Raw genomic sequence first — 16,257 nt, forward strand, 5'->3', positions numbered from 1 at the left:
ACCACCCAAAAAACTCTGTATTCTGATCACGCAAGTGCCAGACGCAGAGTTTTTTGTTTCTGGTCATTACAGGTTGTGGCCCGGGTTATGCAATCGAGGGTTACCGACTCCGGTCCAGTAACAAGGTGGGGGCATCCCATGGTGCGTCTTTGTGCAACGTTTCTGATTTGCCTGCTCAGCAGCCTGAATTCAGTGCACGCCGCGCCTGCGCCGCACCCTCACTGGAGCGTCGGCTTCCATGAGATGAGTTTTCTCGATCCTCTGGACTTGCAGCCGATGCGCGCCATCGCGTTCTATCCCTCGAGCGACCGGGAACACACCAGCAAAATCGAGGGTTACACGGTCGAGGCAGGGGAAGACACCCGCGTCGCCATGGGCCGTTTCCCGATGCTGATGCTGTCCCACGGCAACACCGGAACCCCGCTGGCGCTGCACGACCTCGCCACCTCGCTGGCACGCAAAGGGTTTGTGGTGGTGGCGGTGATCCATCCCGGTGACAACTCCCAAGACCACAGCCGCCTCGGTACGTTGAGTAACCTTTACGGCCGGCCCATCCAGATTTCCGAAGCCATTACCGCGACCCTGGGCGACCGTATGCTCGCGCCTTTCGTCAATGCCGATCAGGTCGGCGTGATCGGTTACTCGGCGGGCGGCGAAACGGCGCTGATCCTCTCCGGCGCCACGCCTGACCTGGATCGTCTGCGCCGCTACTGCCAGGAACGCCCGGACGACCACGATGCCTGCAACACCCAGGGCGAGCTGATTGTCGACCGGGATGATTTGCAGCCTGTGGCGGATCCACGTGTCCATGCCTTGCTGCTGATGGCGCCGCTGAGTCTGAAATTCGGACGCCACACCTTGGCCGACGTGCATGTGCCGGTGCTGCTCTACAGCGGTGATGGCGACAAACTGGTGGCGTTCGACAAAAACGCCGCCGCCTTGGCGCGCAAGCTGCCGATTGCACCAGACTTCAAATTGCTGGCCGGGGCAGGGCACTTCGTGTTCATGGCGCCGTGCAATGAAGAGCAGATCGCCGCCATGCCGGCGCTGTGCACCGATGCCGATGGTGTTGACCGCGAAGACATCCATCGCAACATGGTGTCCGAAGCCGGGCGGTTCTTCTCGCACGCGCTGGGCAAGCCTACCCGGGCCGGGATGCAGACTGCGGATCAGTAATTTCCCCACCACCCCTGTGGGAGTGAGCTGGCTCCGGGCGGCGTTCCGATGATAGCGATCTGTCAGGCGACTGATGTATTGAATGTTCTACCGCCATCGCCAGCAGGCTAGCTCCCACAGTGGCGTCAGCTTGTTGCGCGGCGTTTGAGTAACAAGGTCAAGCCGAGCCCGGTGACAGACAACATCGCCGCACTGAAGAAAATCCACGAATACCCCAGGTTCAACGCCACCGCGCCCATCAACGGCCCGGCAATCGCCAGTGCCAGGTCGAAAAACACCGCATAAGCACTCAAACCCGCGCCGCGACTGGAGTTGGGCACTTGCTTGATTGCTTCCACCCCCAGCGCCGGATACACCAGCGAAAGACCGAACCCTGCCAGGCCCGCGCCGATCAGCGCATAAGCGGTCGAAGGCGCTAGCCACAACAGCACCAGGCCCACGGTTTCAATGCTCATGCACACAATCGCCGAGGTGAAACCGCCGAAGCGGCTGATCGCGGAGATAAACAGCAAGCGCGACAAAATAAAGCAGATCCCGAAGACCGTCAGGCACCAGGCCGCGCCGGTCCAGCCACGGCTGACGTAATACAAGGTGATAAAGGTCGTCAGGGTGCCGTAACCGATAGAGGCCAGGCTCAGGCTGGCACCGAAGGGCGCAATACGCCCGAACACCGCCCAGAAGGGCAGGCGTTCGCCACGAATCACCGGCACCGAGGGTTTATTGCGGATCAGCAACAAGGCGGCCAGGGCCAGCAATGACAACGCGATCCCCAGGCTGGCGAAGCCGTACTCGGCGACCATCACCACGCCCAGCGGCGCCCCGATCGCAATGGCGCCGTAAGACGCAATGCCGTTCCACGAAATCGAGCGCGCGGTGTGCTCCGCGCCGACCTGGCCCATGCACCAGCTGATCGTGCCCACACCAATCAAGCCCTGGGCGATGCCGAGCAACAAGCGTCCGGCGATCAGGATCAACAGGCTCAGCAGTGGAAAGCTTTGCAGCAAGGTTGAAATCAACGTCAGCACACCGCTCAGCACAATCCCGGACAGGCCGTAGACAATCGCCCGTTTGGTGCCAATGGTGTCTGACATGCGCCCGGCCATCGGGCGGCTGAGCAGGGTGGCCAGGTATTGAGAGCCAATGGTCAGTCCCGCGACGATCGCGCTGAAACCCAACTGCTCATGGACATAGCCCGGCAACACCGCAATCGGCAGGCCGATGCAGAGGAAGGCAATAAAGGTATAGAAAACGATGGAGACGATCTGCAGGGTGATCGCCATGGAGCTTTGCGGTGGCAGTTGCTGCACAGACATGACGGCTCGTTCGCGGTCGGCGGTGGGAGAACTGCATCATGGCTTGGGTGGGGTATAAAAGGAAGCAGGCTAACTATATTCGTTGTGGTTGAGGGCGCCCAAATCCATTCAGCCTCGAATGCAAAAAGCCCCGAATGCAAAAAGCCCCATCACCAGGACAGGGCTTTTACTTGCCGCTTGCAGCTTGAAACTAATAGCTGCTCTTAAAACACAACGCCCTGGCTACGCAGGTAGTCATCATAAGTACCGCTGAAGTCGATCACGCCGCTTGGGCTTAGCTCGATGATGCGGGTGGCCAGCGACGATACGAACTCACGGTCGTGGCTGACGAAGATCAGCGTGCCCGGGTAGTTTTCCAGCGCCAGGTTCAGCGCTTCGATCGATTCCATGTCCAAGTGGTTGGTCGGTTCGTCCATGATCAGCACGTTCGGCTTTTGCAGGATCAGCTTGCCGAACAGCATGCGACCTTGCTCACCACCGGAGATAACCTTGACCGACTTGAGGATCTCGTCGTTGGAGAACAACATGCGGCCGAGGGTGCCGCGAACGATTTGCTCGCCGCCCTGGGTCCACTGGCCCATCCAGTCGAACAGGTTGCAGTCGTCTTCGAAGTCGTGCGCGTGGTCCTGGGCGTAGTAGCCCAGTTCTGCGGCGTCGGTCCACTTCACGGTGCCGGCATCCGGGGTCAGTTCGTTGACCAGGGTGCGCAGCAGGGTGGTTTTACCGATACCGTTCGGGCCGATGATCGCGACGCGTTCGCCCGCTTCAACCTGGAAGCTGAAGTCCTTGAACAGCGGCTTGCCGTCGAAGCCTTTGGCCATGCGCTCGACAATGACAGCCTGACGGTGCAGTTTCTTGGTTTGTTCGAAACGGATGAACGGGCTCACACGGCTCGAAGGCTTGACTTCGGCCAACTGGATCTTGTCGATCGCCTTGGCGCGGGAAGTGGCCTGCTTGGCTTTCGAGGCGTTGGCCGAGAAGCGGCTGACGAACGATTGCAGCTCGGAAATCTGTGCCTTCTTCTTGGCGTTGTCCGACAGCAGTTGCTCGCGGGACTGGGTCGCCACGGTCATGTACTCGTCGTAGTTGCCCGGGAACAGGCGCAGCTCGCCGTAATCCAGGTCAGCCATGTGGGTGCACACGCTGTTCAGGAAGTGACGGTCGTGAGAGATGATGATCATCAGGCTGGAGCGCTGGGTCAGAATGTTTTCCAGCCAGCGGATGGTGTTGATGTCCAGGTGGTTGGTCGGTTCGTCGAGCAACAGTACTTCAGGATCGGAGAACAGCGCCTGAGCCAGCAATACGCGCAGTTTCCAGCCTGGGGACACTTCGCTCATCGGGCCGAAGTGCTGCTCGATGCCGATACCCAGGCCCAACAGCAATTCACCGGCACGGGATTCGGCGGTGTAGCCGTCCATTTCGGCGAACTCGGTTTCCAGCTCGGCCACGGCCATGCCGTCTTCTTCGGTCATTTCCGGCAGCGAGTAGATGCGGTCGCGCTCGGCTTTAACCTTCCACAGCTCTTCGTGACCCATGATCACGGTGTCGATGACGGTGAATTCTTCGTAGGCGAACTGGTCCTGGCGCAATTTACCCAGACGCACGTTCGGCTCAAGCATGACCTGGCCGCCGGACGGCTCGAGGTCGCCGCCGAGGATTTTCATGAAGGTCGACTTGCCGCAACCGTTGGCGCCGATCAGGCCGTAGCGGTTGCCCGCGCCGAACTTGACCGAAACGTTTTCGAATAGCGGCTTGGCGCCGAACTGCATCGTGATGTTAGCTGTAGAGATCAAAGGTTTTTCCTGCGAAGCATTCAGAGTAGCTAGGGTTGCGGCAGTACCGATTCAGTACCCGTTTCCGTTTTTCAAACCACGGGAAATGCATCCCGGTCAGAAGCGGAAGGTCCATCTGGCAATAAGTGGACAGCAGCAGTTGGAGCGCTTGGCCCGAGTCGAAGTGCGCTGAGACGGGGTTCATTCCCGTCATCAACCAAGGGGGGCGCGTAATGTTTGGCGGCGATTGTACTGGTCTGGCTCTTTAAACGATAGGGCGTTGAGGCCGCACGGGCGCTTTGGTGGCACCAGCGGACAGATTTTCACATTTGAAGGTTAACTATTGGTTACAAAATGAGACTAAAATGCCACTTTTCAACAGGCGCCGACCGTCGGTAGAGGCTCAAGGACGCGCCACCGGGACCGCTGTTTCGTATTCAGACGCTGCACAAGACCCTTGGGCCGCTAGGTTGGCCGGGGACGCAGTTTGTTCACTTCTGACATGTGACGATTTCTGTGAAACTGATCATTGCCGCTATTTACGTTGTATCCATTGCCTACGTCCATCTGCGTGGGCGGGTGCGCCACAAGCTGGGCCGCCAACTGAGCGATCACTCGTCGTTTCTCGCGCCGATCAATTGCTTCCTTTATCTGTTCTCGAAAATCCCCAACAAGCCTTATCTCGACCCGGCCGATTTCCCGGACCTGAGTCCGTTGCAGGCGCACTGGGAAGAAATTCGCGCGGAAGGCCAGAACCTGCTCAGGGCCGGGGAGATCAAGCGCTCGAACCAATACGACGATGTCGGTTTCAACTCGTTCTTCAAGACCGGCTGGAAGCGTTTCTACTTGAAGTGGTACGGCGACAGCCATCCTTCGGCGACGAAACTCTGCCCGCGCACCACTGAGTTGGTGCAAAGCATCGGGTCGATCAAAGCCGCGATGTTCGCCGAGTTGCCACCGGGTTCCAAACTGGTCCGCCACCGCGATCCCTACGCCGGCTCGTACCGTTATCACCTGGGCCTGGAAACGCCGAACGATGCCGGTTGCTACATCAACGTCGATGGTGAGAACTACCACTGGCGCGATGGTGAAGCGGTGATGTTCGACGAGACCTTCATTCACTACGCCGAAAACACCACTCAGCAGAACCGCATCATTCTGTTCTGCGACGTCGAGCGGCCGATGAAGTATCGCTGGGCGGCGGCGTTCAATGGCTGGTTCAGCCGTAACGTGATGTCGGCGGCGGGCGCGCCGAATGATGCCGGGGACAAGACCGGGGGCATCAACCGGCTGTTTGCCAAAATCTACGCGATTCGGCTGCGGGGCAAGGCGCTGAAGAAGCGTAATCGCAAACTTTACTACCTTGAAAAGTGGGCGATCTTTGGTGGGTTGCTGGCGGTATTTGTGCTGATCTGAATGTTGTATGCCGGCTTACAAACCCTTCGCGAGTTGGCTCGCTCCTACAGTTGACCGCGATCATTTGTAGGAGTGAGCCTGCTCGCGAAGGGGGCCTGACATCCAACGCGAAAACAACAATCAGCCACGAGACGTCTTCGTGGCTTTTTTGTTCGCTGCAGGTTTAGCCGCCGGTTTGGCCTTGCCGGCAGTCTTGCCACCCAGACTACGTTTAAGCAATTCAGTCAAATCAATCACATCAGCCGTCTTGCGTTCCTCTTCACCCGTCGCCGTTTCCACATCCTCGATCTTGCCTTCGTTCGCCTTCTTCTCGACCAGCGCCATGATCTTGTCTTCAAAACTGTCGCGATAATCCTCGGGCTTCCAGTCGGCGCTCATGTCCTGCACCAGACGCTTGGCCATGTCGAGTTCGCCCTTGGCCAGTTCGGGCTTGGTCACCTCAGGCCCCAGCTCTAGCGTATCGAGGCTGCGTACTTCAGCGGGCCAACGCAGCATGACCAGCACCATGGCCGATTCCAGGGGCATCAGCGCCGCCAGGTGCTGACGGGTATGCAGGACAACATGGGCGAGGGCGACTTTATTGGTTTTGCTGAGGGTTTCGCGCAACAGCGCATAGACCTTGCCGCCACGTTTATCCGGCGCGAGGTAGTAGGGCGTGTCGATGTTTTGCAGGGGGATCTGTTCGGCGTCGACAAAAGAGAAGATGTCGATGGTCTGCGTGGACAACGGGTGCGCCGACTTGATTTCTTCCTCACTGAGGACCACGTACCGGCCCTTTTCGTACTGCACACCTTTGACGATGTGTTCCTTGGTGACTTCCTTGCCGGTGACCTTGTTGACGCGTTTGTAACCGACCGGCTCCATGCTACGGCTGTCGAGCCAGTCGAAATCCACCCCCTGCGAGGACGTCGCCGACACCAGCGCCACAGGGATATGCACCAGCCCGAAACTGATTGCGCCTTTCCAGATTGCCCGTGCCATGGTCGTCTACTCGCGAGTGATGTGTTCAGGTGACCCGCGGCGCGGCGCAAAAGTTTCAGCGGGCTGCGGCCCGGTCCTGCTGGACCGTCAACTGGTGTTACATCTTAAGAAAGAGGTTTTAGTTAACAAATCCGAACCCCGGGCGTAGCGTGCTATCGAAGATTCTATCCACGCTGACGCCCAGAGGCTTCCCATGAACAGATTCGTGCTCGCCTGCACCGTACTGGCATTCAGTGGCCTGATGAGTCAGCTGGCCCAGGCATCGCCACTTTCGTTGATGCTGCTGGCCCAGAGCCCCACGGGCAATTCCAGCAACCCCTACAACAGCCCGATCCGCCGGGCCAATCCCAATAGCATGCAAGGCACACAACCCGCAGCCCCGGTCATTCGCGGGCCAAATACCGTCCCGGTGCCCCGTCCACCGACCCTTGATAACGGCGGCATCGGCAATCGCTATCCCCAGAACCATACCGCTCCCGCCAGCCCACCCAAATTCATTCCCAATCCGCCCCCTCGAGATGCAGGCACAAGCAACCGTTGAACGGCAGGACAGCGTTCTTGCCAGCTATTCGAACGACAAAAGGAATCGTGCATGTTGCGTAAAACCCTCTTGGCCACCTTCTGCGCCAGCGTACTGATCACCGCCACGGCACCCGTTCTTGCGGCACCGCCCCAGGAGATGAAAAGCGAACAAGGCACCCTTGAGGTCTGGCAAGTTGCGAAGGGCCTGGAACATCCGTGGGCTCTGGCGTTCCTGCCCGATCGCAGGGGCATGCTGGTCACCGAACGGCCCGGCAACCTGCGAGTGGTGGATTACGATGGCAAGCTCTCGGCACCGATCAATGGGGTGCCAAAGGTCTGGGCCAAGGGGCAGGGCGGCTTGCTGGACGTGGTGCTGTCGCCCGACTTCAAGCAGGACCGGACGGTTTATCTGTCTTACGCCGAGGGCGGTGGTGCGGGCGACAAGGCCGGTACGGCGATCGGGCGAGGCCAGTTGTCCGAGGACCTGAAAACCCTCAAGGACTTCAAAGTGATTTTCCGCCAGGAGCCGAAGCTGTCGGTCGGCAACCACTTCGGCTCACGATTGGTGTTTGATCGCGACGGCTACCTGTTCATCACCTTGGGCGAAAACAACGATCGGCCGACCGCTCAGGACCTCGACAAGCTGCAAGGCAAGGTCGTGCGAATCTACCCGGACGGCAAGGTGCCGGACGACAACCCCTTTGTCGGGCAGTCGGGCGTACGCCCGGAAATCTGGTCCTATGGCCAACGCAATCCGCAAGGCGCAGCGCTCAATCCATGGACTGGCGTGCTCTGGGAAAACGAGCATGGCCCCCGCGGCGGTGATGAAATCAACATCATCGAACGCGGCAAGAATTACGGCTGGCCGCTGGCGACCCACGGCATCAACTATTCCGGACAACCAATCCCGGAAGCCGAGGGCAAGACCGCAGAAGGCGCCGTGGCGCCGCACCATGTCTGGGAAAAATCCCCCGGCCTCAGTGGCATGGCGTTCTACGACGCTGATCGCTTCAAGGCCTGGCAGCACAACGTGTTCATCGGTGCGCTAGTGAGCCAGGAGCTCATCCGCTTGCAGGTTGATGGCGACAAATTGGTTCACGAAGAGCGCTTGCTCGGCGAACTCAACAAGCGCATCCGCGATGTGCGACAGGGGCCGGACGGTTACTTGTATGTGCTGACCGATGCGGACGACGGCGGGCTGTACAAGGTTGGCCTGAAGTAACCCGATTCGACCTCTCTGGGGGTTTGGTGGCGAGGGAGGCGCAGTGCTGACGCGGTTGCGCAATCATGCCGCCAAGGAACACTTCAGCGCCGAGGCCATCGGGCTGATCGACGACCTGATCATCGAAAACAACCAGTGCTATAAGCAGGCGGAAATTTACTCCACGGTGTTTTCCGGGCTGATCGACGCCCGTGGCAACCTGATGAACAACAGCATGAACAATCTGCTGCGCAAGCTGACATTAATTAACGTGGTGTTTTTGCCGCTGAACCTGATTGCGAGCATTGGCGGCATGTCCGAGTTCAGCATGATGACCGGGGACACGCCGTGGTGGGTGTCGTATCCGTTGTTTCTGGCGGCGATGATGATTGGGGCGGGGGCGATGGTGCTTGGGCTCAGGCGGTTGGCGAAATGACGATGTCGACTGTCAGGCCGTCTTCGCGGGCAGCCTCGCTCCTACAGGGGGATACGCTCCAATGTAGGAGCGAGGCTTGCCCGCGAAGGCTCTATCCGCAACACAACACTACTGTGGATCAAACTCGCTGGCGTGCATCACCGCAATTCCTGCGATTCTTGAGCCCCCGAACCACGAGGTACAACAGCGGCCCGACGGACACGAAAACCGCCGTAATCAGCAGATACGGAATCACCGATAACCCCGACTGCCCACGCTTGCGCGTATCCTGGTACATCCAGACGCCTGCAAGTGTCGCCAACAGATAAAGATCAATCACCACCTGCGCAGTATCCGGGCGTGACATCAAACCGATGCCGAAGTCGATCAACGACTGCTCCGCCTGAAGCATCACGGAAACGGTGTAGCCGGCAAAGGCGATCAAGGCAATGAGGGGCAGGGCGACAGACTTCATGGTTTCCTTCCTTGGGACAATGAGCGATGTCCGCCAGCCTACAGAGACCAAGGAAAATTGACCATTGACTTGCCCGCAACGCCCGGCTAATTTCCAGCCATGACTTCCACCGTATTGCGCTGCCAGCCAAGCATTATTACCGCCATTCCTTATTTGGCGGGCTAGCTCACGACTGCAGCACCCAACCCGCCCTAGAGGCGGGTTTTTACTTTCTGTCTCCTGGGCCCCGATCAATGTCAGGAGACGACCATGAGCAGCACCCCCGCCCAGCAGGCCTTGCTTGAGCACTATGTGAAAAAGATCCTCTCCGCGCCGGTGTATGAACTGGCCGTGCGCACACCGTTGCAACCCGCGCCAGCGCTGTCCGAGGCCTTGGGTAATCAGATCCTGCTCAAGCGTGAGGACTTGCAACCGACCTTTTCCTTCAAGATCCGTGGCGCTTACAACAAACTGGTGCAACTGAGCGATGAGCAAAAGGCTCGGGGCGTGATCACCGCTTCAGCGGGCAATCACGCCCAAGGCGTAGCGTTGGCGGCGCGTGAATTGGGGATCGCTGCGACGATTGTCATGCCTTGCACAACACCAGCATTGAAGGTGCACGGGGTGCGCAGTCGGGGGGCAGAGGCCGTGCTGCACGGCGAGAGCTTTCCGTTCGCCCTCGAATACGCCCTGAGCCTCGCCGAGCAAACCGGTTGTACCTTCGTCTCACCTTTCGATGACCCGGACGTAATCGCCGGGCAGGGCACCGTAGCCATGGAGATCCTGCGCCAGCAACAAGGCCCCCTGGATGCGATCTTCGTCCCGGTGGGTGGCGGAGGTCTGATCGCCGGCATCGCGGCGTATGTCAAATACCTGCGCCCGGAAGTCCGCATCATCGGCGTCGAATCAGAACATTCCGCGTGTCTGTACGCGGCGTTACAAGCTGGCGAGCGGATCGTCCTGCCCACCGTGGGCACGTTCGCCGATGGCGTGGCCGTCGCGCAGATTGGCGCCTATGGATTTGAAGTCTGCCGGTTTTGCGTCGATGAAGTGCTGACCGTCAGCAACGACGAACTGTGCGCCGCCATCAAGAATATCTACGACGATACCCGCTCGATCACCGAGCCCTCCGGTGCCTTGGCGGTGGCCGGCATCAAGAAGTACGTCGCTCAAACCGGTGCGTGTGGTCAAACCCTGATCGCGATCGACTCGGGCGCCAATATCAACTTTGACAGCCTGCGGCATGTCGCCGAGCGCGCCGCGTTGAGCGACGCCTCAGCGTGAGGAGGGGCGCTGCGGTTACTCTTGAACGGCTTTCTCGACCTTGTCCGACGCCGACCAAATCCGATAGCGGACTTCGACGTCCTTGGGCACGTAGAGCACGATCGGCAATTTGCTGTTGTAACGAAGCATGAAGCCGTCACCGACCACCGGCACAAACGCCTTTTTACTCTTGCCGTCGGGGCAGGCCATCATCGTGCTCATCGGGCCGATGACTTTTTCCAGACGGTAAAAGGGGTAGCCCCAGCCTTCAAGGTTTTTTTCCTCAAGGATACCGCCCAGACGTTGGCGATTGCAGTCCACCGTCAGCGTCTTGCCCGCCAGCACCTCAACCTGGAAGTTTTCTTCCTGTGGCTGCGGCGCTACATGAATGACCTGGCGGGTAAAACCGCTTTCCGGTTTAGGGAACGGCGCGACGGTTTCGAGCTTTGCTGCACAGGCCACGCTCGAAAGGCTGGCAACAATCAGCCCGACGGTATTGATACAGGTCAAAAAACCCATGATGCCTCCTTGCGTGTGAGTAGGGTCAGCGGATACTGGATTGGCAGGCGCATTCTTACTTCCGACTGCCACCAATGCAAACCCGGTCGGGAATGTATGCAAATTGCAGGGTTCAAACTGCCCTTTCTTGCAGATTGCATGAGGCCTTCTTCAGGCATGTCCGTTAAATCATTGATTTACCGATGAGCTGCACGGCGAAATTTGCGGCATGCTTTATGCTCAAGCAGATCTTAAGTTGACCAGGACATTATTGAGTCAGCTCTAACCACAAGGAAGGTCTGCTGTGTGAAACGTAGAAACTCCGTCGACGGAAGAAACGGCGGGAGATTTCACCACGGACCGACGTTGAATTTTTCTGGCAGTCTCACAATCAGGAGAGAGTCGCCATGTTTCTTTCTGCCTTGGAACTTCGCAATATCGTTGAAAGCAGTTTTCTGCCGAAGCGCTGTCAGTGCACGCTGTCGCCGGACCTGTCGATGACCGTCAAGGTGTATTCAGACCGTGAAACCGATCACCTTGATTTGATAAGGACGGGGATAGATGCCAAGCACCTGAACGGTTGCCGTGAAATAAACGACCTGATTGCCGGTCTACGCTCTGAGATGCAGCATCAGGAAGAGAATCGACCACTGCATCCCGCCGGGAAAGCGCTTTAACCTGCAGTTTCGAATTCTGCCGACACGCGCCGGGCCTGGACAAACCCCAGTCCCAGCGCCGATTCGACCATCACCGCCAGCAATATGCCCGGCCCGGCATGGCCATTGAGCCATTCGCCAAAACCCAGTATCGCCAAGCCGAAACAACCCACGGTAAACCCGGTGCTCAGCGCATTGCGGGTGACCGACGGCGCCTCGTTCCGAACCAGATAAAACATCACGCCCAACGCCGCGAACAGCACTGCACTGCGTCGCGCGACAAACCCCGCCGCAGACGAATACTCAATACTCCAGATCGCCAACAACCCATCGGGCATCAAACCCCAGACCAGGGCCAGCAGAAAACAGAGAAGGGAAGTGAAGGTCGACACGATACGAAACGATAACTGCATGGCGGATCCTTGCGGCAGTGAGGGAGGCGCCAAAGCATAGCGCCTGATCCCTCACAGGAGTACCGCAAAGTGCAAAATCAGACCTTTCAGTCAGTTCTGATAACTGCAAGCGTCAGAAAGCTTCCGGTAGCTGATTTCTTCAGGCTTGCCTGACGTATCGATGTACTTCATGTCGGCCGTGATCACTTTGCATTCCAGCGTGTTCGGCTCAGTCAGCGCGACCACTTTGCCGATGTTCAGCGGCATGCCGTAGTGATAGGGGGTGGCTTGCGAGGACGACGTGTCATTGGCCTGCGCAAGACCAGTAAACGCGGTGCAGGCGAGGGCGGAAGTCATCAGCAGCGTACGGATGTTCATGGGGCGATCTCCAGTGCAGGCGTTGAGTCAGCTCGACGGTTGAGCGTCGAACCTGCCGCACTGGGCGTCAGAGGGAGCTGAGGGCGTGCGGTCCAGTAAAGTCTTGGACCGCGCGGTTAACGGATGGTTAACCCGGCTGAACGCCGCCTGTCGCGAGGTTTTTTCTGTCGGATGATTCGTTAGGAAAGCGTCTACGAAGTCTTCGGCTTGGTCCTACAAAGTCAGATGCTTTGTCGACTTTCGCCGGATGGGGTGAAGCGACTACTGTTTGGGCTCGCTGCAAAATCAGCGGACAGGTTTGGTCACCTGATTCCATCACATTTGTGTGCCATCATTCGCGCTTCGGACTTCTCAGTCCTCGTAGTGCGTTGCAATGGCGGCTGTGTGCTGGACGCCTTCGGGCGAGCCGATTTGATGGCGTCGGTTGACCAAGCCTGTACACAGCCGCCTCCCATCGTTTGGTCACGGTGCTGGCGATTACTAACTGCTCATCGAGTAATTACTATGCCAACGTTAAACCCGTTTCCCGATCGCTATCGCTCAATCAACAGCAGCGTTACCGACTCAAGTCCTTTGGTGATCGACACCGAAGCCAATCCTCAAGACATCCTCGAAGCCGCTCTACAGCGGGTCCGTGCCTCCAGTCAGCTGCTTGAAACGCTCCACTGCCAATGTTTCAAGCACGGCGATGTTCAGGATATTCCGCACATTACCCATGCGGTTTACCTTCTGACTCAGGATGGCTGTGACCTATTGCAGGTTGCCCAGCAGCGGATGATTGGGTGGAAGGCACCGGTCTGACGCCACTGCGGTACATAACAAGCCAGTCTCCTGCGGACACTGGCTTGTTTACACGCGTACCGAGTTAAAGCATTCCTGAAAACTACGCTGTCCTCAGGTCACTGCTGCTTGCATCAGGAATCATCGCGAGCTGGACCTCGACACTGTTTTCTTTTTTTGCCATCCAGCGATCTACGTTGATTTTATGTTCCGGCGCTTGAGTGGCGGAGCCGTAGATGTCCTCAGGCACTAGTTTGAGGAAGCTAAGGGTGTGAATCCGTTGTCTTGATGTATCAAGCCGTCCAATTTCTGCTCTCAACACATTTGCCTCTTGCTGGTACTGCCGACGGTCAGATTGGTAAGCGAACCTCAGTTCAGCTTCTTTCGCCTTCAGCCGCTCCTGCATCTCTTGCAATTGGTAGTAAACCTGGTCGTACTCTGTTTTGGTAACCACGGTAGTCCCGCTTTCCTGGGTTTGCTGCCAGCGGCGCAATGTTGCCCAAGCGTACGGAATGTAGGAGGGCACCATGTAGTGATCGCTCATCTGGAACAGTTGCATCACAAAAGCATCACGGTCGGGCATATCGCCGAACTTTTTCAATGCCTTGGTGCAAGCCGCCTCTTCGATGGAGTCGCAACCTGGGTCCCAGAGAACCGCGGATTGCTCGCGCCCTTTAAAATGAACGGGCATGAAATGGTGCAGATTACCCTGGTGTTCGTATGGAGCACCGCCAGTTCGCGACAGGCCTATAGCGAAAATAAGTGCGCCTAAAGGGGCGGTGACAAAACTGAGGACCACGCCGGGCATCCAGATACTTTTGCGGGTGTTCATCCAGGGCGCGGGAACACTTGGAATAGGGTCGTTGCTGTTGACCATGCGGTGATGGGCCAAGCCTACCGCGCCATTGACGAAGTCGGCGTCACCGGCTCGTGGGGAGCCGTAGGTATAAAGCAATATGTCGTACGCATTTGGACTGCGTCGTAATGCTTCTGCGAGCAACGTCGCGATTGCCCCGCCTAGGCTATGTCCGCAAATAATGATCTTTTGCCCCGTGTGGAACTGGTCGAGGTAAACCTGAACAAATTTACTCATCGCCTTATAGGCCTTGTAGAAACCTTGGTGCGTTTTACCTACACCTTCTTCAAATGGAACTTGCTCTGCATCGGTGTCTCGCACAAAGTCCACGAGTTCTTTCGTTCCACGGACGGAAATCAGAATGACTTCGTCATGGTGGGTTATGAAAGCCTGAGTATCACTACCACCTTTTACTTTCCCATCATCAAAGAAATGCCATTTTGCAGGACATTCCTGCTCTTCGCCTAATTCAGGTTTGTTTTTTTCGTAGAGTGTCGGATCAAATGGTAGGACTTCGAAACGCTTCGAGTACGGCACATCTTCATAAAGCGGGTAGTAAGGGGTCGTCTGGGCTGAATTGATTTTCCAAGCTTCTTTGAAACTAGCCAGTCCATTCCCAAACAAGTATCCGACGCTCGGGTCAAGAGGGAATTTGACAGTGTCTGTTGGCTGTTCGGCCGGTTCTTGACCAAAATCACAGTAGCTAAGACTGGCAAACAAAGAAAGCTGATACAAATTCAACGCGCTGAATTTATTGTCTTTTGAAAGCATGGGCCGAAAAGAGCGTAATGGACGAACTTCAAGAGCTGTGTGCTTTTCTGGAAGCAACACAACTCCCCATAGGCCCGGTTTTTCTTGACCGAATCCTAGGTCACCCATTAAGTTTAGAAGATTGTGATTCGGTGGGTATTTGCTTTTTGACTCAGGAGGAAGATGGGCATGTATTTTAACTAGGTGTTGAACTTCGACGTGAAAAAATTGGTCAGCTTTCGCTTTTGCAGGATTATTTTCAACCCGTAGGCCATCCTTGCGAATAAAGCGGGTTGTTTCGGCTCGCACCTGTAATTCGGTAATTTTTAGAGGGTAACTCGGTCGTGTCATTAGAGATTTATAGAGCTTATCGTCTCCTTTGTAGCCGCTATCAACTGTGAGAATGACAGGGCCTTCGTAATAGTCGCAAACCTTGGCGAAACCTTCAGAATCTAAAATCCCTTCATGGGATTGCTCGGTACTATCAACAAGTTTGTAGGCTAAACCGGCATAAGGTTTACCATTCCCTGACTCATCCACTAGTTGAAAACTAACCCACGTGCCTCTGAGTGGGCAAGCTTGTTTAGTGTCAGTCAGTAGCGGTTGTACTGGCTTCTTTGCTGGCATGTGTGAATTTCCTTATTCGGTGCAAGCCGGATAGACGGTGCAGTCACGTCCATCGGGCATTTTGAAGGGTTTAAAGTCAGTTTTATTGTCTCCGCAGAACGCATAAGGATCCTCAAGGCTGTCACCCATGCAACGCTTCCAGCCAGACGGGAATTTTACCCAGTTATCACCTACGGCCGGTCTTTCTTCGCTTGAAATAGCAAAAACTACTTTAACCGTCTTTCCTACCAATTGAGCACGTTGCAGCGGACCTTTTGCAACTGCGCCACTTTCCTGTTCAGGCGTTGCCACAGATTTACATTTTAGAATTTTAGCTATGTAACGATTGGGACCTACCGTACGAAACAACCATTCGCACTGTTTCTGTAGTGTCGTAGGTGAAGGAGGGCTGAGATTGTCCGCAATTCCATCCTGAAACGAAATCCCTGTGTAATCCCTGCCTAAATTGAGGCGGGCAGCTCCGTATTTTGCGTCGACCTCATATCCGAAACTTTTAAGTACTAAAGGGCAGCCTCCTTCATTGCTTACCAGTGGGACTTCGAAATGTGCCGTCTGCGCTTCGTTATTAAGTTCTTGCTCAAAAAATTTTTTGCCAGGGTAATTACGCCCATTGCGAGGCGGGATCGTACAATTCTCTCCCGTTCTAGGCACATAAGACGCTTCGCCTTTAATGCTGAATCCGGGTGGCAGTTCAGTGATCAGCGTAAAGCTATCCTGTTGTGCGACGGAGCAACCTGTAGCCCCAAACGCTCCCAAACCGATAGCCGCTGCTCGAACAAGTCCAGTGTAAAAGTCGCGATAAAGCAT

16 protein-coding genes and 1 pseudogene are annotated in these 16,257 nt (G+C 56.7%); 8 read left to right on the forward strand and 9 right to left on the reverse strand.

Features of this window, described 5'->3' with window-relative positions; all coding sequences use genetic code 11:
* Positions 1–138: 138 nt before the first annotated feature.
* The gene (locus FHL16_RS06680) at positions 139–1,176 is read left to right on the forward strand and encodes an alpha/beta hydrolase family protein (RefSeq protein WP_077747807.1); all 1,038 of its coding nucleotides are present in this window, start codon (positions 139–141) and stop codon (positions 1,174–1,176) included.
* A 125-nt stretch (positions 1,177–1,301) separates the two neighbouring features.
* Here FHL16_RS06680 and FHL16_RS06685 read toward each other — a convergent pair whose 3' ends face one another.
* A complete protein-coding gene (locus FHL16_RS06685; protein ID WP_077747808.1) occupies positions 1,302–2,489 on the reverse strand; it encodes an MFS transporter in 1,188 nt (395 codons plus the stop codon).
* A 203-nt stretch (positions 2,490–2,692) separates the two neighbouring features.
* Positions 2,693–4,282 (reverse strand): ABC-F family ATPase, encoded by a 1,590-nt coding sequence (locus FHL16_RS06690; protein WP_010460520.1) that lies wholly within the window; start codon positions 4,280–4,282, stop codon positions 2,693–2,695.
* Between the two features lie 495 nt (positions 4,283–4,777).
* Here FHL16_RS06690 and lpxO point away from each other — a divergent pair, with 495 nt between their 5' ends.
* Positions 4,778–5,677 (forward strand): lipid A hydroxylase LpxO, encoded by a 900-nt coding sequence (lpxO, locus tag FHL16_RS06695; protein WP_077747809.1) that lies wholly within the window; start codon positions 4,778–4,780, stop codon positions 5,675–5,677.
* A 120-nt stretch (positions 5,678–5,797) separates the two neighbouring features.
* Here lpxO and ku read toward each other — a convergent pair whose 3' ends face one another.
* Entirely contained in the window at positions 5,798–6,658 is an 861-nt protein-coding gene (gene ku / locus FHL16_RS06700; protein ID WP_010460516.1) for a non-homologous end joining protein Ku, read from the reverse strand.
* 193 nt (positions 6,659–6,851) lie between these two features.
* Between ku and FHL16_RS06705 the strand changes: the two genes are divergently transcribed.
* The 3 genes and pseudogenes from FHL16_RS06705 to FHL16_RS06715 all read left to right on the forward strand — a co-directional run.
* Positions 6,852–7,199 carry a hypothetical protein gene (locus tag FHL16_RS06705; RefSeq protein WP_077747810.1) on the forward strand — a complete coding sequence of 116 codons (348 nt, stop codon included), beginning with the start codon at positions 6,852–6,854 and terminating at the stop codon, positions 7,197–7,199.
* A 51-nt stretch (positions 7,200–7,250) separates the two neighbouring features.
* Entirely contained in the window at positions 7,251–8,402 is a 1,152-nt protein-coding gene (locus FHL16_RS06710) for a PQQ-dependent sugar dehydrogenase (protein ID WP_077747811.1), read from the forward strand.
* Positions 8,403–8,439: 37 nt separating this feature from the next.
* Positions 8,440–8,817: pseudogene (locus FHL16_RS06715) on the forward strand (CorA family divalent cation transporter); the annotation flags it as partial.
* A gap of 118 nt (positions 8,818–8,935) precedes the next feature.
* On the opposite strand, the gene FHL16_RS06720 reads toward FHL16_RS06715, so the two are convergent.
* On the reverse strand, positions 8,936–9,271 hold the full coding sequence (locus FHL16_RS06720; protein WP_077747812.1) for a DUF2834 domain-containing protein: 336 nt from the start codon (positions 9,269–9,271) through the stop codon (positions 8,936–8,938).
* A 249-nt stretch (positions 9,272–9,520) separates the two neighbouring features.
* Between FHL16_RS06720 and ilvA the strand changes: the two genes are divergently transcribed.
* Positions 9,521–10,534 carry a threonine ammonia-lyase, biosynthetic gene (gene ilvA / locus FHL16_RS06725; protein ID WP_077747813.1) on the forward strand — a complete coding sequence of 338 codons (1,014 nt, stop codon included), beginning with the start codon at positions 9,521–9,523 and terminating at the stop codon, positions 10,532–10,534.
* 15 nt (positions 10,535–10,549) lie between these two features.
* Here the strand turns inward: ilvA and eco are convergent, their stop codons facing one another.
* Positions 10,550–11,032: a serine protease inhibitor ecotin gene (gene eco / locus FHL16_RS06730; protein WP_077747814.1), complete on the reverse strand. Its 483-nt coding sequence runs from the start codon at positions 11,030–11,032 to the stop codon at positions 10,550–10,552.
* A gap of 386 nt (positions 11,033–11,418) precedes the next feature.
* Here eco and FHL16_RS06735 point away from each other — a divergent pair, with 386 nt between their 5' ends.
* Positions 11,419–11,688 carry a DUF1652 domain-containing protein gene (locus FHL16_RS06735; protein ID WP_077747816.1) on the forward strand — a complete coding sequence of 90 codons (270 nt, stop codon included), beginning with the start codon at positions 11,419–11,421 and terminating at the stop codon, positions 11,686–11,688.
* Here the strand turns inward: FHL16_RS06735 and FHL16_RS06740 are convergent.
* Both FHL16_RS06740 and FHL16_RS06745 read right to left on the reverse strand, forming a co-directional pair.
* Positions 11,685–12,080 carry a hypothetical protein gene (locus FHL16_RS06740; RefSeq protein WP_077747817.1) on the reverse strand — a complete coding sequence of 132 codons (396 nt, stop codon included), beginning with the start codon at positions 12,078–12,080 and terminating at the stop codon, positions 11,685–11,687. The genes FHL16_RS06735 and FHL16_RS06740 overlap by 4 nt on opposite strands.
* A 90-nt stretch (positions 12,081–12,170) precedes the next feature.
* Entirely contained in the window at positions 12,171–12,437 is a 267-nt protein-coding gene (locus FHL16_RS06745; protein ID WP_077747819.1) for a DUF2790 domain-containing protein, read from the reverse strand.
* 504 nt (positions 12,438–12,941) lie between these two features.
* On the opposite strand from FHL16_RS06745, the gene FHL16_RS06750 reads away from it, so the two are divergent.
* Entirely contained in the window at positions 12,942–13,238 is a 297-nt protein-coding gene (locus FHL16_RS06750) for a hypothetical protein (RefSeq protein ID WP_077747870.1), read from the forward strand.
* Positions 13,239–13,320: 82 nt separating this feature from the next.
* On the opposite strand, the gene FHL16_RS06755 is transcribed toward FHL16_RS06750, so the two are convergent.
* On the reverse strand, positions 13,321–15,450 hold the full coding sequence (locus tag FHL16_RS06755) for a lipase family protein (protein ID WP_077747820.1): 2,130 nt from the start codon (positions 15,448–15,450) through the stop codon (positions 13,321–13,323).
* A 12-nt stretch (positions 15,451–15,462) separates the two neighbouring features.
* The gene (locus tag FHL16_RS06760; protein WP_077747822.1) at positions 15,463–16,257 is read right to left on the reverse strand and encodes a hypothetical protein; all 795 of its coding nucleotides are present in this window, start codon (positions 16,255–16,257) and stop codon (positions 15,463–15,465) included.

This window comes from Pseudomonas sp. FSL W5-0299 (assembly GCF_005930655.1).
Lineage (GTDB): Bacteria > Pseudomonadota > Gammaproteobacteria > Pseudomonadales > Pseudomonadaceae > Aquipseudomonas > Aquipseudomonas mandelii.